This window comes from Sphingomonas qomolangmaensis (assembly GCF_024496245.1).
In the GTDB taxonomy this organism is placed as follows: domain Bacteria; phylum Pseudomonadota; class Alphaproteobacteria; order Sphingomonadales; family Sphingomonadaceae; genus Sphingomonas; species Sphingomonas qomolangmaensis.
This window is the reverse complement of the sequence record NZ_CP101740.1, coordinates 1,390,258-1,410,014: the sequence shown is the minus strand read 5'-3', so window position 1 is coordinate 1,410,014 and position 19,757 is coordinate 1,390,258. Positions and strand designations below refer to the sequence as shown.

At 65.9% G+C, this 19,757-nt stretch carries 23 protein-coding genes and 1 tRNA gene; 16 read left to right on the top strand and 8 right to left on the bottom strand.

Going from position 1 to position 19,757, the window contains the following annotated elements; translation table 11 throughout:
• Positions 1-13: 13 nt before the first annotated feature.
• A complete protein-coding gene (locus NMP03_RS06675) occupies positions 14-529 on the bottom strand; it encodes a sterol desaturase family protein (RefSeq protein ID WP_256507708.1) in 516 nt (171 codons plus the stop codon).
• The gene (locus NMP03_RS06670) at positions 526-1,308 is read right to left on the bottom strand and encodes a fatty acid desaturase (protein WP_256507707.1); all 783 of its coding nucleotides are present in this window, start codon (positions 1,306-1,308) and stop codon (positions 526-528) included. Before NMP03_RS06670 ends, NMP03_RS06675 begins: the two co-directional genes overlap by 4 nt.
• A gap of 525 nt (positions 1,309-1,833) precedes the next feature.
• On the opposite strand from NMP03_RS06670, the gene leuC reads away from it, so the two are divergent.
• The 16 genes from leuC (at position 1,834) to NMP03_RS06590 (ending at position 14,321) form a co-directional block, all read left to right on the top strand.
• Positions 1,834-3,273 carry a 3-isopropylmalate dehydratase large subunit gene (gene leuC, locus NMP03_RS06665; RefSeq protein ID WP_256507706.1) on the top strand — a complete coding sequence of 480 codons (1,440 nt, stop codon included), beginning with the start codon at positions 1,834-1,836 and terminating at the stop codon, positions 3,271-3,273.
• A 44-nt stretch (positions 3,274-3,317) separates the two neighbouring features.
• Positions 3,318-3,455, top strand: coding sequence for a hypothetical protein (locus NMP03_RS06660; RefSeq protein ID WP_256507705.1), 138 nt, complete (start codon positions 3,318-3,320; stop codon positions 3,453-3,455).
• 73 nt (positions 3,456-3,528) lie between these two features.
• Positions 3,529-4,359, top strand: a complete 831-nt coding sequence (locus NMP03_RS06655) for an N-acyl homoserine lactonase family protein (RefSeq protein ID WP_256507704.1) — start codon at positions 3,529-3,531, stop codon at positions 4,357-4,359.
• A gap of 2 nt (positions 4,360-4,361) precedes the next feature.
• Positions 4,362-4,994, top strand: coding sequence for a 3-isopropylmalate dehydratase small subunit (gene leuD / locus NMP03_RS06650; protein ID WP_256507703.1), 633 nt, complete (start codon positions 4,362-4,364; stop codon positions 4,992-4,994).
• A complete protein-coding gene (locus tag NMP03_RS06645) occupies positions 4,957-5,955 on the top strand; it encodes an NADPH:quinone oxidoreductase family protein (RefSeq protein ID WP_256507702.1) in 999 nt (332 codons plus the stop codon). The genes leuD and NMP03_RS06645 overlap by 38 nt, the downstream gene beginning before the upstream one ends.
• A 95-nt stretch (positions 5,956-6,050) precedes the next feature.
• Positions 6,051-6,374 (top strand): DUF1476 domain-containing protein, encoded by a 324-nt coding sequence (locus tag NMP03_RS06640; RefSeq protein ID WP_256507701.1) that lies wholly within the window; start codon positions 6,051-6,053, stop codon positions 6,372-6,374.
• A gap of 4 nt (positions 6,375-6,378) precedes the next feature.
• On the top strand, positions 6,379-6,615 hold the full coding sequence (locus NMP03_RS06635; protein WP_131603432.1) for a BolA/IbaG family iron-sulfur metabolism protein: 237 nt from the start codon (positions 6,379-6,381) through the stop codon (positions 6,613-6,615).
• Between the two features lie 5 nt (positions 6,616-6,620).
• Positions 6,621-6,953, top strand: a complete 333-nt coding sequence (grxD, locus tag NMP03_RS06630) for a Grx4 family monothiol glutaredoxin (protein ID WP_256507700.1) — start codon at positions 6,621-6,623, stop codon at positions 6,951-6,953.
• A 293-nt stretch (positions 6,954-7,246) separates the two neighbouring features.
• Positions 7,247-7,615 (top strand): BlaI/MecI/CopY family transcriptional regulator, encoded by a 369-nt coding sequence (locus tag NMP03_RS06625; RefSeq protein WP_256507699.1) that lies wholly within the window; start codon positions 7,247-7,249, stop codon positions 7,613-7,615.
• Entirely contained in the window at positions 7,612-9,207 is a 1,596-nt protein-coding gene (locus NMP03_RS06620) for a M56 family metallopeptidase (protein ID WP_256507698.1), read from the top strand. Before NMP03_RS06625 ends, NMP03_RS06620 begins: the two co-directional genes overlap by 4 nt.
• 68 nt (positions 9,208-9,275) lie before the next feature.
• Positions 9,276-10,154, top strand: coding sequence for an MBL fold metallo-hydrolase (locus tag NMP03_RS06615; protein ID WP_256507697.1), 879 nt, complete (start codon positions 9,276-9,278; stop codon positions 10,152-10,154).
• On the top strand, positions 10,132-10,887 hold the full coding sequence (locus tag NMP03_RS06610; RefSeq protein ID WP_256507696.1) for a DUF4230 domain-containing protein: 756 nt from the start codon (positions 10,132-10,134) through the stop codon (positions 10,885-10,887). Before NMP03_RS06615 ends, NMP03_RS06610 begins: the two co-directional genes overlap by 23 nt.
• 361 nt (positions 10,888-11,248) lie before the next feature.
• Entirely contained in the window at positions 11,249-12,259 is a 1,011-nt protein-coding gene (gene nadA / locus NMP03_RS06605; RefSeq protein ID WP_256507695.1) for a quinolinate synthase NadA, read from the top strand.
• Positions 12,252-13,118, top strand: coding sequence for a carboxylating nicotinate-nucleotide diphosphorylase (nadC, locus tag NMP03_RS06600; protein WP_256507694.1), 867 nt, complete (start codon positions 12,252-12,254; stop codon positions 13,116-13,118). The genes nadA and nadC overlap by 8 nt, the downstream gene beginning before the upstream one ends.
• Before the next feature lie 58 nt (positions 13,119-13,176).
• Positions 13,177-13,605: a hypothetical protein gene (locus NMP03_RS06595; protein WP_256507693.1), complete on the top strand. Its 429-nt coding sequence runs from the start codon at positions 13,177-13,179 to the stop codon at positions 13,603-13,605.
• Positions 13,602-14,321 carry a ribonuclease T2 gene (locus NMP03_RS06590; RefSeq protein WP_256507692.1) on the top strand — a complete coding sequence of 240 codons (720 nt, stop codon included), beginning with the start codon at positions 13,602-13,604 and terminating at the stop codon, positions 14,319-14,321. The genes NMP03_RS06595 and NMP03_RS06590 overlap by 4 nt, the downstream gene beginning before the upstream one ends.
• A 3-nt stretch (positions 14,322-14,324) precedes the next feature.
• On the opposite strand, the gene NMP03_RS06585 is transcribed toward NMP03_RS06590, so the two are convergent.
• The 6 genes from NMP03_RS06585 to NMP03_RS06560 form a co-directional block, all read right to left on the bottom strand.
• Positions 14,325-14,738, bottom strand: a complete 414-nt coding sequence (locus NMP03_RS06585; RefSeq protein ID WP_256507691.1) for a DUF4112 domain-containing protein — start codon at positions 14,736-14,738, stop codon at positions 14,325-14,327.
• Between the two features lie 23 nt (positions 14,739-14,761).
• Entirely contained in the window at positions 14,762-16,216 is a 1,455-nt protein-coding gene (locus tag NMP03_RS06580) for an ABC transporter substrate-binding protein (protein ID WP_256507690.1), read from the bottom strand.
• Between the two features lie 73 nt (positions 16,217-16,289).
• A tRNA-Leu gene (locus tag NMP03_RS06575) sits at positions 16,290-16,373 on the bottom strand.
• Positions 16,374-16,482: 109 nt separating this feature from the next.
• The gene (locus NMP03_RS06570) at positions 16,483-16,761 is read right to left on the bottom strand and encodes an integration host factor subunit beta (protein WP_256507689.1); all 279 of its coding nucleotides are present in this window, start codon (positions 16,759-16,761) and stop codon (positions 16,483-16,485) included.
• A 208-nt stretch (positions 16,762-16,969) separates the two neighbouring features.
• Positions 16,970-18,694 (bottom strand): 30S ribosomal protein S1, encoded by a 1,725-nt coding sequence (gene rpsA / locus NMP03_RS06565; protein WP_256507688.1) that lies wholly within the window; start codon positions 18,692-18,694, stop codon positions 16,970-16,972.
• A gap of 238 nt (positions 18,695-18,932) precedes the next feature.
• The gene (locus tag NMP03_RS06560) at positions 18,933-19,754 is read right to left on the bottom strand and encodes a sterol desaturase family protein (RefSeq protein ID WP_256507687.1); all 822 of its coding nucleotides are present in this window, start codon (positions 19,752-19,754) and stop codon (positions 18,933-18,935) included.
• Positions 19,755-19,757 lie beyond the last annotated feature (3 nt).

Genomic DNA, 19,757 nt, shown 5'->3' with positions numbered 1-19,757 from the left:
GAACGGACGGTGATCAATCGACCTCGGCGGGCCGCAGTTTCGCGATACCCGCTGCCTTCTGGCGCTTCAGCTCGGCCTTCAGCCGCTGCGGATCGGGCGCCAGGATGAAGCCGAAGCTGACCCCGCCTTCCTTCCCGATCGTCGCATGGTGCAGCTTGTGCGCCTGCACCAGCCGCTTGGCATAGCCGCGCTTGGGCACCCAGCGGAAGAAGCGCTGGTGCACCAGCCCGTCATGGATGAAGGCGTAGATCAGCCCGTAGACGGTGATGCCGAGCGCGGTCCACCACAGCGGCTCGGACCAGCCCGCCTGCGGGTTCAGATACGCGACGACGAACATTGCGCTGACGAAGCTGCCGAAAGCCACTGCGTAAAGATCGTTGCGCTCGAGCGCATGGTCGTGTGGCTCGTGATGGTCGCGGTGCCAGCCCCAGCCCCAGCCGTGCATGATGTAGCGATGCGCGCTCCACGCGAACAGCTCCATCCCCGCGACCGCGGCGAGGACGATGGCGATCTTTTCGAACGCGGTCATTGGGTGCTTCCACTGCGCAGCGTCGCCCGGCGGCAGGCAGGCAGCCCCCACCACGGCACGCCGGGGTTCACATGATGTTCGTGATGATAGCCAAAATGGAAACACGACGCCAGACTGGCGAGCGTGCCGAAGCCTTCGCTGCGCGCGTTGTGGCGGTCGGTGAAGCCTTCATCGTCGTGGCGGTGCGGGCGATAGGTGCCGAAATAGAAGAGCTGGAGCGACGACAGGATTGCGGGCAGGCCATAGAGCAGGATGATGTTGGCGAGCGGCACGCCGAACACCAGCCAATACACATTGACCACGGTCATCACGTACAGCCCCGATTGCCAGCCGAAATAGCGCTTCAGGAAGGTCGTGTACCAGCGCACGAAATTGCGCGGGTTGGCGGCGTCGAAATCAGGGTCGCGCTCGCTGCCGGCATGGCGGTGATGCTCGAAATGCGCTTCGCGCATCTTCGTCCAGCCAAAGCCCGCATAGAGCAGCAGCAGCCCCGCGCCGATGCGCGCGTTGAGCTTCGTCCGCCCGGGGGCCAGCGATCCGTGCATCGCGTCGTGCGCGACGATGAACATCCCGACCGACAGCCAGCATTGCAGCGCCATCAGTACCGCCACCAGCGGCAGGGTGACGAGATCGATCTCGAGCACGAACATCGAAACGAAGTGGATAGCGAGCCACGCGGTACAGATCGCTATGGCGAGCGACGTCCCGATCAACGCCTGGCGCGGCGCGGCCCAGCGATAGCGTGCGGGGGTTTCGGTGGAGTGGGCGACCGCTGTCATGAGGGTTGCACATAGGGGCTGGCAGCGCGCTTCGATAGTGGGCGTGGGACGGTAGGGGGGCGATGCGGTGTTCCTCCCCCGCCAGGGGGAGGAGGCGCCGGAGGGGGAGGGTGCGGGGCGGGTCGATTGTGGCGCCGTCTCCCAGGCCGCGAGCCGGACCGCCGCCCGCCCCCTCCGTCAGCCCTGCGGGCTGCCACCTCCCCCTGGCGGGGGAGGATTGGGATTGGGGCGGCCGTTGTTGGCGGCTTTCCGGCTTACAGATGAGGTGGTTCGGACCGATTGGATCGGCACGTGCCCCAAAACATCCTCCCCCGCCAGGGGGAGGTGGCGCCGGAGGCGACGGTGGGGGAGGATACGGGACGGGTCGATTGTCGCGCTGTTTCCCAGACCGCGGGCCGGACCGCCGCCCGCCCCCTCCGTCAGCCCTGCGGGCTACCACCGGCCCCTGGCGGGGGAGGCGTTGGCTGCGACATAATCTGACGCCGCGACTTGCCCTGGCGCACAAAAACGTTAGAGCGCGGGGGAATGGGCCGTCCGCTTACCATGTATGAAAAGATCTGGGCCGATCATGTCGTCGAACGGCGTGATGACGGCACCTGCCTGATCTATATCGACCGTCACCTCGTCCACGAAGTCACCAGCCCGCAGGCGTTTTCGGGACTTCGCGCCGCGGGGCGCGCGGTGCGCCGGCCCGAGCTGACGCTGGCAGTGCCCGATCATAATTTGCCGACCACGGCGCGGGTGGGTGCCGACGGCAATCGCCTGGCGATCGCCGACCCGGCCAGCGCCGAACAGCTTGCCGCGCTCGAACGCAACGTCGCCGAATTCGGCATCACCTATATCGACGCGATCGAGGCGCGGCAGGGGATCGTCCATGTCGTGGGGCCCGAGCAGGGCTTCACGCTGCCGGGCACGACCTTGGTGTGCGGCGACAGCCATACTTCGGCGCATGGCGCGCTGGGGGCGCTGGCGTTCGGGATCGGCACCAGCGAGGTCGAGCATGTGCTCGCGACGCAGACCTTGCTGCTGCAACAGGCCAAGACGATGGAAGTCCGCGTCGACGGGACGCTGGGGTTCGGCGTGTCGGCCAAGGACGTGATCCTGGCGATCATCGGCAAGATCGGCGCGGCGGGCGGCACCGGCCATGTCATCGAATATACCGGCGAGGTCATTCGCGGGCTTTCGATCGAGGGGCGGCTGACGATCAGCAACATGTCGATCGAGGGCGGCGCGCGCGCCGGGCTGATCGCGCCCGACGAGACGACCTTCGCCTATCTGAAGGGGCGGCCGATGGCGCCGCAGGGCGAGGAATGGGAGCGCGCGGTCGCCTATTGGCGGACGCTGCCGAGCGACGCTGGCGCTGTGTATGACAAGACCGTGCTGCTGCATGCCGACGACATCGCGCCGTCGCTCACCTGGGGCACCAGCCCCGAGGATGTCGTGGCGATCACCGGCGTGGTGCCCGCGCCCGAGAGCTTTGCCGACCCTTCGAAGCAAGCGGCGGCGCGCAAATCGCTCGACTATATGGGGCTGACCCCGGGCATGCGGATGCAGGACGTCGCGGTCGAGCATATCTTCATCGGTAGCTGCACCAACAGTCGGATCGAGGATCTGCGCGCCGCCGCGGCGGTGGTGCGCGGGCGCAAGGTGGCGGGCGGGATCAAGCAGGCGCTGGTCGTCCCCGGATCGGGGCTGGTGAAGCGCCAGGCCGAGGCCGAGGGGCTCGACCGCATCTTCGTGGAGGCGGGGTTCGAATGGCGCGAGCCCGGCTGTTCGATGTGCCTGGCGATGAACCCCGACAAAGTGCCGGCGGGCGAACGCTGCGCTTCCACTTCGAACCGCAATTTCGTAGGACGGCAGGGACCGGGCGCGCGCACGCATCTGGTTTCGCCGGCGATGGCGGCGGCCGCGGCGGTAACGGGGCGGCTGGCCGATGTCAGGGAGTTGATCGGGCGCGCGGACTGAACGGTCGAAACGGAACCGGGGACCACCCGGAAGGGGTCGAGTAGATGCGTAAGGTATTGGCGTTGTTGATCGCGGGTACGCTGTTGAGCGGGCTCGCCGCGGCGTATGCGGGTACGGCGAAGCGCGGCACGCTGGTGGCGGCGACGCCGGGCAGCCCGGTCAAGGCGCTCGCCGAAGATTAAGGCCGGCCGGTTGCGGTCCTGCCTGCGATCCCGCGCCCCAAGGGCGTGGGCCATTCGTGTTGGGGAGAAATCTGTGATCCGTCGTATTGCCCTGTCGGCCGCGCTGTTGGCCGCCCCCGCGTCGCAGGCTGCCGCGCCGCAAGCCGCGCCGGTCGCCGCGGTCACGCTCGCGGCGTTCGCATGCGGGCGGTTGGTGCATGACGATCTGGGGCGCTTCAACGACACCTTTCGCTTCGCGGGCGAACGGCGCGAGGCGATCGCCGGCTGCTTCCTGATCCGCCATCCCAAGGGCGTGCTGCTATGGGATACCGGGATTTCGCGCGAGATGGCGGCGGGATCGAAGGGCCGGCTGACCTTCGTCGCGCCGATCGCGCAGCGATTGCAGACGGCGGGGCTGACGCCGGCGCAGGTCACCCATGTCGGGATCAGCCATTATCATGCCGACCATAGCGGCGGCGCAAAGGACTTTCCCAGGGCCGAATTGCTGATCGGCGAGCGCGACTGGGCCGCGGTGCAGGCGTTCAAGCCCGACGACGCGCAGCGGCTGGCGCTCGCGCCCTGGGTAAGCGGCGGCGGCAAGGTGGTGCCGGTGAAGGGCGATCGCGACGTCTTCGGCGACGGCAGCGTGATGATGCTGCAGATGCCCGGGCATACGCCGGGGCACAGCGCGCTGCTGGTGCGGCTTCCCGGCGCTGGCCCGGTGCTGATCAGCGGCGACCAATATCATTTCCGCGAAAATCGCGAAGTGCGCGGGGTGCCGACCTTCAACACCGATCGCGCCGACACGCTGGCGTCGCACGACCGCTTCGAGGGGATCGCCAAGCAATTGAAGGCGCGAATCATCATCCAGCACGATCCGCGCGACATGGCGGGCCTGCCCGTGTTTCCCAAGGTGCTGAACTGACCATGCAACCCGTGATCCGCATCGACGGCCAGGCCTATCCCTATGGCGTAAAGAATGTCGACACCGACATCATCATACCCGCGCATTGGCTGAAGACTATCAGCCGCGAGGGGCTGGGCAAGGGGGCGTTCGAAACGGTTCGCGCGGTGCCGGGCAATGTGTTCGACGATCCTGCCTATGCCGGCAGCCCGCTGCTGATCGCCGGCGACAATTTCGGCTGCGGATCTAGCCGCGAACACGCCGCCTGGGCATTGGCTGACATGGGGGTGCGCGCGGTGATCGCGCCGAGCTATTCGGACATCTTCTCGGGCAACGCGATCAAGAACGGAATCGTCCCCGTCGTGCTGGCGCAGGACGCGATCGATCGGCTGCTGGACGTCGCGCGTGATGGCCAGCCGATCACCGTCGATCTCGAGACGATGACGGTGACGACCAGCTTCCAGGATCGCTTCGGCTTCGAACTCGATCCGTTTCGCCGCCAATGCTTGATGGAGGGGCTGGACGAGATCGGCATCACGCTGGCAAGAGATACCGCGATTTCGAATTACGAGGCGCAGGCAATGCAGTCGCGCCCGTGGATCGCGGGAGAGAGCCGAAATGCGGGCATTGCTGTCGAGGGCGCCGGGCGGACCTGAAACTCTGGAACTCGCCGAGCTGCCCGATCCGGTCGCGGCACGCGGGCAGGTGATCGTCGCGGTAAATGCGTGTTCGATCAACTATCCCGATGTGCTGATCATCGAGGATAGATATCAGTTCAAGCCGCAGCGGCCGTTCGCGCCCGGCAGCGAGATCGCCGGGGTGATCGACAGCATCGGAGAGGGCGTCGAGGGCTGGGCGGTCGGCGACCGCGTGATCGCGATGACCGGCCATGGCGGCCTGAGCGAAAAGGTCGCGGTCGATGCAGGGCGGCTGTACCGCCTGCCCGAAGGGCGGAGCTTCGAGGACGGCGCGGCGCTGCTGCTGACCTATGGTACGACGATCCACGCGTTGCTCGATCGCGGGCATCTGAAGGCTGGGCAGACTTTGCTGGTGCTCGGTGCGGCGGGCGGCGTAGGCCTCGCGGCGGTCGAGCTTGGCAAGGCGTTCGGCGCGCGGGTGATCGCGGCGGTATCCTCGCAGGAAAAAGCTACGGCGGCGGCGCAGGCGGGGGCTGACGAGACGCTGGTGTATGAACGCGCGCCCTTCGACAAGGCGCAGTCGAAGGCGCTCGCCGACCAGTTCAAGGCGCTGCTCGGCCCGAATGGCGCCGACGTGATCTATGATCCGGTCGGCGGCGACTATGCCGAACCGGCGCTCCGCGCGATCGGTTGGGAAGGGCGCTATCTGGTGGTCGGCTTCCCCGCGGGCATCCCCAAGCTGCCGCTCAACCTGACCTTGCTCAAAAGCTGCGACGTTTGCGGCGTGTTCTGGGGCGCCTTCGCGGCGCGCGATCCTCAGGCCAATGCGGCGCATGTCGCGCGCCTGTTCGAGCTATGGGCGAACGGCGCGATCGCCCCCCGCGTGACGCGCACCTTCGCGTTCGAGGATGGCGGCCAGGCGATCGCCGCGATGGCGGCGCGCGAGGCGATCGGCAAGCTGGTGGTGCGGGTGGGCTAGCGAGTTAACCGGGTTTCACTTGTCCGCGGGCACTAGCGCGGTGGTTTCGGGTGTCCTATCTCGGATCGATACAGTCTAAAGGGAATGGGGCCATCATGACGACCTTCGACGATCGCGAACGGGCATTCGAGGCGAAGTTCGCTCGCGACGGTGAGATGGAGTTCCGCATCTCGGCGCGGCGCAACCGGCTGCTCGGCCAATGGGCGGCGGGGCATATGAAGCTGACCCCCGAAGAGACCGACGCCTATGCCAAGGCGGTGGTCCAGGCCGATTTCGAGGAAGCCGGCGACGATGACGTGATCCGCAAGGTGCTGGGCGACCTGACCGCCGCGGGGGTCGAGGTCGACGAGGCGATGGTGCGCGAGGCGCTTGCCGCGCAGACGATCGAGGCACGCCGCCAGATGATGGAAGTGCGCTGATCCGATGCCGATGGCCGCCGACGATATCGAAACGCTGATCCGCACCGCGATCCCCGATGCGCAGATCACGATCACCGACCTGGCCGGCGACGGCGATCACTATGCCGCGCATGTCGTGGCCGAAAGCTTTCGCGGGCTTCCGCGCGTGCGCCAGCACCAGGCGGTCTATGCAGCACTTGGCGGTCGGATGGGCGGGGTGCTCCACGCGCTCCAGCTGACCACCGCAGTTCCCAAGGAGTAATATCGATGACCGACGACATCCACGCCCGCCTGCAAGGCCTGGTCGACGCCAACGACGTCGTGCTGTTCATGAAGGGCAGCCCGCTGTTCCCGCAATGCGGCTTTTCGAGCCGCGCGATCGCGATCCTGGGCCACCTCAACGTCGTGTTCGAGAGTGTCGACGTGCTGCAGGACCAGGGCGTGCGCCAGGGCATCAAGGCGTTCAGCGACTGGCCGACGATCCCGCAGCTCTACGTCAAGGGCGAGTTCGTCGGCGGTTCGGACATCATGATGGAGATGTTCGAAAGCGGCGAATTGCAGCAGCTGATGGAAGAAAAGGGCGTCGCGCAAGCCGCGTGAGCCGCACGGGCTCAGGCGAATGCCTAGGGCCTGAAATTCGGGGAATACCCGGGCGGGCGGGTCGTCGCAAAAACGGGGGAGCGACGACCCGCCCTTTGAAGCGCGGGAGCGCGACAGGTACGCCCCATGCTATGCAGTGACCGTGCCAAGCCGGTGGTCTCCCCGATATCCGCAGTTCCCAAAGGTTAACGCAGCCAGTGCCACCAAGCCGGTTGTAAGCGTTGCCGACACGCTCAAAGCTTCTTGACTACGCGCGTAATCGATGTGATTACATGCGTAGTCGAGGAGGTTTTATGGTCGAGCGTATCAGCGATGCCGAACATGCCGTGATGGAGGTGCTGTGGGACGAAAGTCCGCTCAGCGCCCAGGACGTCGTCGAACGAATCCCCGCGAACCGCGACTGGAGCGCGAACACCGTCAAGACGCTGCTCGGGCGGCTGCTGGGCAAGCAGGTGATCGCGCACGAGGAAGACGGGCGGCGCTATCTGTACCGCCCCGTCGTCGCGCGCGAATCCTACGTCGCGGGCGAATCGCAGCGGATGATCGACCGGCTGTTCGGCGGCCGGCTGAGCCCGCTGGTGGCGCATCTCGCCGAGCGCGATGCGCTGACCGGCGACGACATCGCCGAGATCGAGGCTTTGCTCAAGGAGCTGAAGCAATGACCGGTTGGATAGTCGAAACGTTGGTGGCGACCACGCTGCTGATGGCGCTGGTGCTGCTGCTGCGCGAACGGGTGCGGCGCGCGTTCGGGCCGGGCATGGCCTATGCGCTCTGGGCGCTCCCGGTGCTGCGGATGCTGTTGCCGCCGATGCCCGATTCATTGCGCCCGCTCGAGGTCGCGCCGATCGGCGCTGCGACCGAACCCGGCACGCTGATGATGGTGGTGCCGGTCGCCGAAATCCCCGCGCTGCCGCAAGGGTGGGGGATGAGCGACGTCCCGGTCGCGGTGATGCTGTGCTGGGCGATCGGCGCGGCGCTGTTCGTCGGCTATCACGTCTTCAGCCATTCGCGCTTCTGTACGCGGCTGCGCGGCAGCGCGCGGCGGACGGTTTCGATCGTCGGCGGGCGGGTCGACATGATCGAGAGCGACGCCGCGAGCGGCCCGCTGGCGTTCGGCATCTGGCGCAAGGCGGTCGCGTTTCCGGCCGATTTCGAGGAGCGCTACGACGAGCTCGAGCGCGACCTGGCGCTGGCGCACGAGCTTGGCCACCATGCGCGCGGCGACCTGCTCGCCAATTGGGTCGCGCTCGCGATGCTCGGGTTCCACTGGTTCAACCCGATCGCATGGCGCGCCTATCGCGCCTTCCGCGCCGACCAGGAAATGGCGTGCGACGCGATGGTGCTGGGCGACCGGCATCCCGCGCTGCGCCACGCTTATGGCCGCGCGATCGTGAAATCGGCGCATGGCGGCGCGGTCTCGGCCGCCTGCCATCTGCACAGCGTCAACGAGATCAAGGGGAGACTGCGGATGTTGACCAAGCACAGCAAGCCGTCGCGTGGAAAGCGGATCATCGGCGCGGCGGGGATCGGCGCGCTGACACTGGCGGGGCTGGCGGTGACCGCCTCGGGCACCGCCGCCGCCGACGAACTGCGCGCCAAGGTAGAAAACCGGTTCGGGATGCCGCTCGACGAGATCGTGCTGCCGATCCCGGCGATGCCCGAAATGCCCGATATGCCCGAAACGCCGGAGATGCCCGAAATTCCGGCGCTGCCAGAGAATCTTGCGGACTTCGCCGATTCGCCGATGCAGCGCGCCGACATGCCAGCGCCGCCGCCGCCACCCCCGGTACCAGACCTTCCTGCGGTGCCCGCCGCCCCCGCCATGCCGGCTGCGCCCCCCGCACCGCCGTTGCCGCCAATGCCTTCGGAGGGGGAGGGGACCTACGTCTATCGCTATTCGCATGACGGCAAGGCCACCGAACTGCGCCGCAACTGGGCCAAGCGCGGCAGCCGCGACGTCGATGTGACCGAAGTCCGTCGCCTCCGCTGCGGCGAGGGGTCCGGTACCGTCACCAATAGCGTCGAGGGGCGCAAGCGGATCACGACGATCTGTATCGACCGGATCGAACGCCAGGCCGAGCTTGCTGCCGAGCGGGCTACGCGCTCGGCTGGGTTCGCCAAAGCCACCGCGCTAGCCAGCCTGAACAGCGCACGGCGCACGGTGGCAGCGCAGGAGGGACTGTCAGAGGCGCAGCGGCGCGAGGCGCTGGCGGGGATCGACCAGGCGTTGGCCGAGCTGCGTACGCCCGACTGATACCGGGGGCGGGGGCTTGCGCGCGCGTCACCCTTGCGCCGCCGCCCCCGACCGGCCATCTCGGTCGCATGACCGAAGCACCGACCGGCGTGGCCGTCACGCTCGACCCGCTGGTGGCGCGGGTGCTGGCGCCCAATCCCTCTCCCTTCACGCATACCGGCACGCAGACGCATCTGGTGGGCAGCGACACGCTCGCGGTGATCGACCCCGGCCCCGACGATCCGCGTCATCTTGCCGCGCTGCTTGCCGCGATCGACGGGCGCCGCGTCGCGGCGATCGTCGTCACCCACACGCATCGCGACCACAGCCCGCTTTCGCGCGCACTCAAGGCGGCGACCGGCGCGCCGATCGTCGGCTGTGCACCGCTGGCGATGGAGGATCTGGGGCCGCGCGCCGACGCCGCGTTCGATTTCGATTACGCTCCCGATCGCGTGCTCGGCGATGGCGAGACGATCGCGGACGAGGGCTGGACGCTCGAGGCGGTCGCGACCCCCGGCCATACCTCGAACCATCTCGCCTTCGCGCTGCCGCAGGCCGGTGCGCTGTTCAGCGGCGATCATGTGATGGGCTGGTCGACGACGATCGTCTCGCCCCCCGATGGCGACATGGCGGCCTATATGGCGAGCCTCGACAAATTGATGCAGCGCGACGACCGGATCTATTATCCCGGCCATGGCGAAGCGATCGAGAATCCGCGCCGGCTGGTGCGCGGGCTGCTGGGGCATCGCAAGCAGCGCGAGGGGCAGATATTGCGGCTGCTGCACGCCGGCACCGGCGAGGTGCCTGCGATGGTCGAGCGGATGTATGCCGGGATCGACCGCCGGATGTGGCCCGCCGCCGAACGATCGGTGCTGGCGCATCTGATCGACCTTGGCCGGCGCGGATTGGCGATCGAGGAGGGCGACTGGTGGAAACCGGTCTTATATGACACTTACCTCAAACCTTGAATTGCAAGGCGGGGATGTAAGAATGCGAAAGTCGGGTTTCGGTCTCTATCTATTTATTGGTTTTTGTTTGCTGTTGGCAGCAGGAACATACCTTGGAACGGTTTATATATCCAAGATAGATGCCATCGAAGACAATAGCCGGGTCGAGGATGACGGCAAAAGCGTGACAACAATTGTTGCCGTAAAGTTAGCAAGCACGTCCGAGCTGATTGTAAGTAGATTGACCGGTAAAATCCGTATTACAAGCAGCGCTGATCGCCTATGGGGATGGATGAGGTCGTCAATGACGGCTAGCATGCCATTAAGTGTTGCATATACGGTGCCTTTGGCAAAAGTGCGCGGTAGTGACTTTGCGTGGGACGCTAAACGTAGGCTTTTATTGATTGATGTCCCCGATATTGTTGTTGGCGATCCTAATATCGACGAGACGAAAATCACGATTGAAAACGAAGAGGGCGTAATCGTAAGTCGATCGCAATCGAATGAAATGAGGCAAAAGATTTCCATTGCTGCGCAGAAGAGAGCTGGAGACGAAGCGCGAAGCGCAGATCGAATGAAAAAGGTTCGCGATCGTGCGCGAGTGGAGCTGGAGCGCTTGTTCTCTGCTCCCGTAAAATCTGCTGGGTACTTGGACGTCACGGTCCAGGTTCGCTTTCCGTCTGACCCGGAATTCGATGGCGAGCGCTGGGACGTGTCGAAATCGGTCGAAGAGGTGTTGGCGAACCGACGGTGAGCGGGCGCACGCCGGCGTGGGGCCGCAGCGACCGCGCACCCCTTTCCCCGTTCGTGCTGAGCTTGTCGAAGCATCGGCCTGAACCCGCCGCTGGCGCGCCCGTAGATCGTGCGGGCCGGCCCTTCGACAAGCGCAGGGCGAACGGAGGTGTGAATGGTGGGACATTCCTACCCCGTTCGTGCTGAGCCTGTCGAAGCATCGGCCCGAACCCGCCGCTCGCGCGCCCGTGGATCGTGCGGGCCGGCGCTTCGACAAGCTCAGGGCGAACGGGGGGAGGGGGCCAGCACCCATTGCCCCCGTTCGGCAGTGGTAAATCGCCCCGCACCGCTCTACATCGCCCCCAAACGGAGGGCATGAATTCATGGACGCACGCAATGGCATCGGCGGCACGCTTGGCGGGGTCGATCTGCTCGCCGAGATCGATCGGCTGCGCAAGGAGCGCAACGCGGTCATCCTCGCGCATTATTACCAGAAGCCCGAGATCCAGGACCTCGCCGATTTTGTCGGCGACAGTTTCGACCTAAGCCGCAAGGCCGCCGATACCGATGCCGATGTCATCGCCTTTTGCGGCGTGCGCTTCATGGCCGAGACCGCCAAGGTACTGTCCCCGCAAAAGACCGTGATCCTGCCCGACATGGACGCCGGCTGCAGCCTGGAGGATAGCTGCCCGCCCGACCAGTTCGCGGCGTTCCGCGCGCAGCATCCCGATCATATCGCGCTGACCTACATCAACTGCTCGGTCGAGGTGAAGGCGCTGTCGGACGTCATCGTCACCTCGTCGTCGGCGGAGAAGATCCTCAGCCAGATCCCCAAGGAGCAGAAGATCATCTTCGGCCCCGACAAGCATCTGGGCGGCTATATCAACCGCAAGCTGGGACGCGACATGCTGTTGTGGCCGGGCGTGTGCATCGTCCACGAGGCGTTCAGCGAGACCGAGCTGCTCAAGCTGAAGGCGCTGCACCCCGACGCCCCGGTCGCAGCGCATCCCGAATGCCCGCCGCATGTGATCGACCATGCCGATTATGTCGGGTCGACCAGCGGCATCCTGGCCTTTGCCGAAAGCTTCACCGGCGACACGCTGATCGTCGCTACCGAACCGCACATCATCCACCAGATGGAGAAGGCGGTGCCGCACAAGCGCTTCATCGGCGCGCCGGGGGCCGACGGGAACTGCAACTGCAACATCTGCCCGTATATGGCGCTCAACACCGTCGAGAAACTCTACGTCGCGCTGCGCGACCTGACGCCGCGGATCGAAATCCCCGAGGATATGCGGCTGAAGGCCAAGGTGTCGCTCGACCGGATGCTCGACATGGCGAGCGGCACGGTAGGGCTGGGCGATCCGGGGCCGTTCCGGGTGTCGGGTGACTGAAGGCTTGGCGATTGGCGGCTGGGCGATTGCTGGCTTCGACCTCGACGCCTTCGTCGCCGCGACGCTGGCGGAGGATCTGGGGCCGGCGGGCGATGTCACCTCGGCGGCGGTGATCCCGGCGACGGCGCGCTTTGCCGGGGTGATGGACAGCCGCGACGCGATCGTCGTTGCAGGGCTGCCGATCGCGGCGGCGTTCTTCCGTGCGCTCGATCCCGAGGCGGCGATCGACTTGCTGGTGGGCGAGGGTCAGTCGGTCGCGGCGGGCAGCGAATTGATGCGCGTCCGTGGCAATGCCCGCGCACTGCTGACCGCCGAGCGATCGGCGCTCAACACCGTCCAGCATCTGTCGGGCATCGCGACGATGACGCGCGCTTACGTCGATGCGATCGGCGCGGGTGGGGCAACCTTGCTCGACACGCGCAAGACGATCCCGGGGCTTCGGCTGCTCGAGAAATATGCCACGCGGATGGGCGGCGCGACCAATCACCGCATAGGGCTGTGGGACGCGGCGATGATCAAGGACAATCACGTCGCGGTCGCCGGATCGGTCGAGACGGCGGTCGAGCGCGCGGTGGCGGCGGGGATCGAGCGGATCATCGTCGAGGTCGACCGGATCGACCAGATCGAACCCGCGCTGGCGGCGGGGGCAACGCATCTGCTGCTGGACAACATGGCGCCGCCGATGCTGCGCGAGGCCGTCGCGCTGGTGGCGGGGCGGGTGCCGACCGAGGCGTCGGGCGGCGTAACGCTCGACACGATCGGTGCGATTGGCGCCACCGGGGTCGATTTCGTCAGCGTCGGGCGGCTGACCCAATCGGCACCCGCTGCCGATATCGGGCTCGATTTCGCGCTCGATTGAACGCGTTGCAAGCCGGGGGCGCTGGGCTATCGTAGCGCGGGGCAAAGGGGGATTCGCCATGCGACCAGTTTCGATCGTGCGTTTCGAGCAGGCGTATCTTGCCGCGTTGCTGCTGGGGGTGCTCAATATCCTGCTGTCGTGGGACATGCTCAGCGCCGCCTATTCGGCCGATCCCAACGCCGCAGTGCTGGGAACGGGATTTCTGATCGGATCGCTCGCGGTCAGCTACGGCATATCGCTGCTGCTGTGGTTCCTGACCGCGCGCAAGGCCAGCAGCATCGCCAAATGGTTTCTGGTGGTGCTGTTCGCCTTCGGGGTGCTGTCGCTACTGTATTCGCTCGCGATGGGGTCGTGGGAGGGAGGGATGACCGGGCTGTTCGGGGTGGTCGGGCTGCTGCTGCAGGCGGTGGCGGTGTATTTCCTGTTCCAGCCCGATGCGCGCGCCTGGTTCGCGACCGACGACATCGCCGAGGGGACGTTCGAATGAGCCGGCTTGCCGCGTTGGGCATCGTCGCGGCGGCGCTGCTGGCGCCGCTGCCCGCGATCGCGCAGGCCTATCGCTGCTCGATGCCGATCGGCGACATCGCACGGCCGCGCCCCGACGGACCGAGCGCGCGCGAGCCGAAGCGGGTGGTGCCGACGGGGAGCTATACGCTGGCGCTCACCTGGAGCCCGCAATATTGCCGCGAGAACGGCAAGCAGGCATCGGCGCGGCTGCAATGCGGCGGCGGCAATCGCTTCGGCTTCACGCTGCACGGACTATGGCCCGACGGGAAGGGCACGCAATGGCCGCAATATTGCAAGCCCGCGGCGTTGCTCGACACCCGCGTGATCCAGAGCAATCTGTGCGCGACGCCGTCGCCGCAACTGCTGCAGCACGAATATGCCAAGCACGGCACCTGCATGAACCTGGCGCCCGCGGCGTATTTCGGTCGTGCGACGGGGCTGTATGGGCGCATCCGCTATCCCGACATGAATGCGCTGTCGCGGCGGCGGCGGCTGACGACGGGCCAGTTCGCGCAGGCCTTTGCCGGCGCCAATCGCGGGATGACCGCAGCGATGGTGAAAGTCACCGCCGATCGCCAGGGCTGGCTCGACGAAGTTTGGGTCTGTCTCGACACCCGGTTCCGCTATCGCGCCTGCCCGGCGGCAGGGCGGGCGGCGACCCGGCCGCTGAAAATCTGGCGCGGTGGCGCCGGCTAGCGTCTAACCCTCGACCACCACGGTCGAGGGGTGATGCTTGTCGAGATGCTTGCGGATGATCCGCAGGTTGCGGGTGTTCGATCGGAAGAAGAAATCGGGGATGATGCCGATCCCGGGGATCAGACCGAACAGCCAGTCGAGGCCGACATTGCCCGCCATTCGCGCCATCGCACCCTTGCCCATGCCCAGGTTGCGCGCCTCCCAGATCATGTATCCGCCGAATGCCGCACCGATGAAGCTGCCGCCGACGGGCAGCAGCCCCAGCAGCGTATCGATCCCCACCGGACGGTTGATCCCCGGAATGACGAACATCCGCTCGAGCGCCTGCTCGAGTACCTCGACGCGCTGGCGCACCGACGCTGCGTCGCTGCCGATCGGCAGGCGATTGCCCGCCTTGGCGAAGGGACCGGTTCCCATGGGTGTTGGCTTGACCATGAATGCTAGTTGGGATCGCCGCGCAGGTGATTCAACGGGTGAACCGCGCGCGGGTTCTCGCGCCATTCGCGCAGGCGTAGCGCGACGAGCGACCAGCGCATCGGGCGCGCGAGCGGGATGAAGGCGATATCGGCGGCGAGCGCCGCATCGGCCTCGGCAATGCGCTGGCGCCGGGTGGCGATGTCGGGGGCATCGCGCGCCGCCAGGATCGCCGCGGCGACGGGGGCGGCGCAGGGCTGGCATGCGGCGACCAGATACCAGCGGCCGCTGTCATAGGGCGCCAGCCGGTCGATCAGGCGGAGGTCGGCGGCGCTTCGCCACGCCACCCGCTCGGCGCGCACGCCGATTGCCGCCAGCGACGCGCCGACGTGCGCCCATATCAGGTTGCCGCCGGGGGCATCGGGCACCGCGATGCGGATGACCGGGACTTCGCCATCCTGCTCGCGCCGCCACTGTTCGACGCGAAGCCGCGCGGCGTTGCGCCGGTCTTCGAGACTGAACGGTCCCCAGCCGGGCTGGGCGGGGGGCTGCGCCGAATCGAACTGTTCGGGGAGCAGCGCCTCGGCGATCGGCCAATCGGGCAGGAAGGCGGCGGTCAGCGCGCCGCGGTCGATCGCCATCGCCACCGCCTCGCGATTGGTGGCGCTGGCCAGGAACCCTTGGCGCGAGACGATCGACAGTCCGAACAGGCCATAGGCGTAATCGATCTTGCGGTTGGTCGGCGCGACCTTCGAATGTTCGATCAACGGCCAGTCGCGATAGGTGCCCCCCGATACCAGATCGGACTGGCGCGCGCCGAAGCGAGCGATCGCCAGCGCCGCCGGTTCGGCGCGCAGCCGGACATATTCGGCGGCATGCGGCTCTTCGAACTCGCTGTCGGTGAGCCGCAAGGGATCGAACGCCGGGCGCAGCAGGATGCCGTTAGCATCGCGCGACTGGACGCGGAACGGGCCGGTGCCGCCCAGGCGGCGCGATTCGAATATCGCCATTTCGGGTTGCGCAAACAGCAACAGCATGTCGGGGCGCGGCTTGCTCAGGCGGATTTCGATGACATTGGGGGTCATTTCGACGATCTCGTCGATCGCGCCGACAAAGGCGCGCAACCGATTCCGGCCGCCGCGCCGCACCGCGCGCCGGAGCGCGGTCGCCACCTGCTTTGCGGTAACCGCGCTGCCATTGGCCCATTCGGTCTGCTGCAGGCGGAAGATATAGCTTTTGCCGTCCTCGATCACCGTCCAACGCTCGGCCAGTCCCGGTTCGATCCGGCCATTGGCATCGAAGCGCACCAGACCCTGCGCGGTGGCGCCGAGCAACGCCGCACCCGGGCTGCCCGGGTTGCGCGATGCATTGCCCGTGGGCTGGCCGATCACGCTGACCACGACGGGGACGTCGTCGGGCCGGCGCTCGCATGCTCCCAGCGTCAGTGCAGCGGCGATCATACAGATTTTGAGACGGTTCATGGCGTTCCCGGCGACGAGGCTTTCCGTCTATGGGGCGCCGCGGGGGATGCCAACCCCGGCGAGGATGAAACCATGGTGCGGACGGTGGGACTCGAACCCACACTGATTGCTCAAGCGGATTTTAAGTCCGCTGCGTCTACCATTTCGCCACGTCCGCTGAGGGGCGAAGAAGGCCCTAGCGCGGCGGGGTGGTCCGCGTCGAGATGCGGTGGCATCTTCCTGCCGATGAAGCTCCCGCCGACGGGCGGCGGGCGGTGGGGTGCGCCTTACGTGTTCAGGCGCAGGCGCATTTCCTTGCCCGGTTTGAAATAGGGGACGCGCTTGGCATCGACCGAGACCGACTCGCCGGTGCGCGGGTTGCGACCGCTGCGCGCGTCACGGGCGCGGGTGCTGAAGGCACCGAACCCGCGTAGTTCGACGCGGCCGTCATCCGACAGGCGGTGAACGATCTCGTCGAAGAACACGTTCACGATGCGCTCGACATCGCGGATCGACAGGTCGGGGTTGTCGCGGACGAGCAACTGGACGAGCTCGGAACGGATCATGATCTTCTACCCTCCGGAACGACGGGCTGACTAACGACCTGCCGCATCAAGCGGCATCGTTCCTTGTACACTAAGCTCCCTGTACGCGGAACTCTTAACCTGAATCAATCCGTGAGCATTTGGGTCGAGTTTCGGCTAAGTCACGAGACTGTAATGCAAAAGGGCGGGACCTGCGTCCCGCCCTCCGCATTTTTTTTTAGACCGATACTTATTTCTTCTCGTTGCGAGCCTTCAACGCCTCGCCGAGGATGTCACCAAGCGACGCGCCCGAGTCGGACGAACCGTACTGCGCCACAGCCTGCTTCTCTTCGGAGATCTGCATCGCCTTGATCGAGAAGGTGGGCTTCTTCGAACGGTCGAAGCCGGTGACCATCGCGTCGAACTTCTGGCCGACCTGGAAGCGCTCGGGGCGCTGCTCGTCGCGGTCGCGGCCGAGATCGGTGCGCTTGATGAAGCCGGTGGCGCCATCATCGCCGGTCTGCACTTCGAGGCCCGCATCGCGGACTTCGAGGACGGTGACCGTGACGATCTCGTTCTTGTTGACGCGCGAACCCGCGCCGCCGGCGACTTCACCACCGGTCGCAACCGAAGGTGCACCACGCTCGAGCTGCTTCATGCCGAGCGAGATACGCTCCTTGTCGGGTTCGATCGCCAGCACGATCGCCTGGACGGTCTCGCCCTTGCGATGCAGGTTGAGCGCGTCCTCGCCCGAAATGCCCCAGGCGATGTCCGACATGTGGACCATGCCGTCGACATCGTTGTCGAGACCGATGAACAGGCCGAATTCGGTGGCGTTCTTGACTTCGCCCTCGACCTGGCTGCCGACCGGATGATCCTCGGCGAACTTGTCCCAAGGATTGGCCTGTGCCTGCTTGAGGCCCAGCGAGATGCGACGCTTCTCCTGGTCGACCTCGAGCACCATGACGTCGACTTCCTGGCTGGTCGACACGATCTTGCCCGGATGGACGTTCTTCTTGGTCCAGCTCATTTCGCTGACATGGACCAGGCCTTCGATGCCGGCTTCCAGCTCGACGAACGCACCATATTCGGTGATGTTCGTGACGCGGCCCGAAAGCTTCGCGCCGACCGGATACTTGGCCGATGCGCCATCCCAAGGATCGCTCTCGAGCTGCTTCATGCCGAGCGAGATACGCTGGGTATCGCGGTTGATGCGGATGATCTGCACCTTCACCGTGTCGCCGATGTTCAGCATCTCGCTCGGGTGACCGACGCGCTTGTAGCTGAGATCTGTGACGTGGAGCAGGCCGTCGATGCCGCCCAGGTCGACGAACGCACCGTAATCGGTGATGTTCTTGACGATACCGTCGATGATCTGGCCCTCGGCCAAGCTCAGGATCAGGCCGCTGCGCTGCTCGGCGCGGGTCTCTTCGAGGACGGCGCGACGGGACACGACGATGTTGCCGCGCTTGCGGTCCATCTTCAGGATCTGGAAGGGCTGCGGGATGTCCATCAGCGGGGTGACGTCGCGCACCGGGCGGATATCGACTTGGCTGCCGGGCAGGAACGCCACGGCGCCGCTGAGGTCGACGGTGAAGCCGCCCTTGACGCGGCCGAAGATGACGCCTTCGACGCGCGCGGTCTTGGCGAATTCGGTTTCCAGCGTGTCCCATGCGGCTTCGCGGCGCGCGCGGTCGCGCGACAGCATCGCTTCGCCATTGGCGTTCTCGACGCGGTCGACATAGACCTGCACTTCGTCACCGACCTTCAGTTCGGCGGGCTGGCCGGGCGCTGCGAATTCGCGCAGCGGCACGCGTCCTTCGCTCTTCAGGCCGACGTCGATGATCGCGAGGTCGTTCTCGATACCGGTGACGGTGCCGATGACGACTCGGCCTTCGAAGCTTTCCGATGCGCCGAACATGTCGTCGAGCATCGCTGCGAAATCGTCACGGGTAGGATTGGGCTGGGTTGCCATAAAGGATCAGGTTCCTGTGTCGTTCATTTCCGGCCAGCCGGTTTTTCCGGCGGTCTTGGCCTTCCTATGTCGCAGCAGCCGATTGCCGGATGCGACGTCCGCGCGGGTGGGAGCAAAAGTAAAGTATCGCGTTGTTCAAGCGGTGAAGCGCGCAAGCGTTTGCCGACTCCGAGTCGCTTCCCCAATAGTCCCCGTTTTGGACTCGGCGCGCATAGCCCGCCAAGGGCAAAGGCGCAAGCTAACAGCGCTTTTGCGATGGGCCTACCTGAACCATGGCCGTAACGCTTTCCGTTTTGTCCGGCGCTACTGGTTTGAACGGTGCTGCCAACTGGCCGATATAGTCACCAGGCAGGGAATCGCCGATGCCGTATCGCTGCGGCAAAGTCCGAGGCACATAAGCAGTCCGAAAAAGGCGATCCCACAAGATGATCTGCCCACCGAAGTTGCGGTCGTGCGCCTCGGTCTGATCGGCATGATGCCAATGATGGAAATGCGGCGTAGCGATCACGCTGTTGAGCGGGCCCAAATCAATTCGAATGTTCGAGTGGAGCAGCAGCGCGTGCCAGCGATAGAGCAACGCATACAGGACCAGCGTCTCGTGCGAAAAACCGAGCGCGATCCCCGGCAACGCGATCAGCGTTGCGTTGAATATCTGATCGACTGGGTGAACGCGAAACGACGCCAGCCAATCCAACTGTTCGCTGGAATGATGTACCGCGTGGAAGCGCCAAAGCCCAGGTACCGCATGGACGATGCGATGAGCAATGTAGAAGCACAAATCGGATAGGATGAAGAGTTCCGCGAATTCCAGCCAGTCCGGCTGCGAGCGGACGCTCATGCCGATGGAGTCGGGAATTAATCGAGCCGTGATCAGGCCGATACCGGAAAGGCTGACGACAAAACCCGCACGAATGATGAAGCCCGACAGCAGCACATGCAGCAGGTCCGTTGCCAATCCGGGCCGTCGCAGGCGTTGGTCGCCATGCAGAGGCAAGAGCCGTTCGAGCGGCACGAACAGCAGGGCGGTAAACCCCAGCAGCCAAAGCGCGTCGCTCAGCATCGA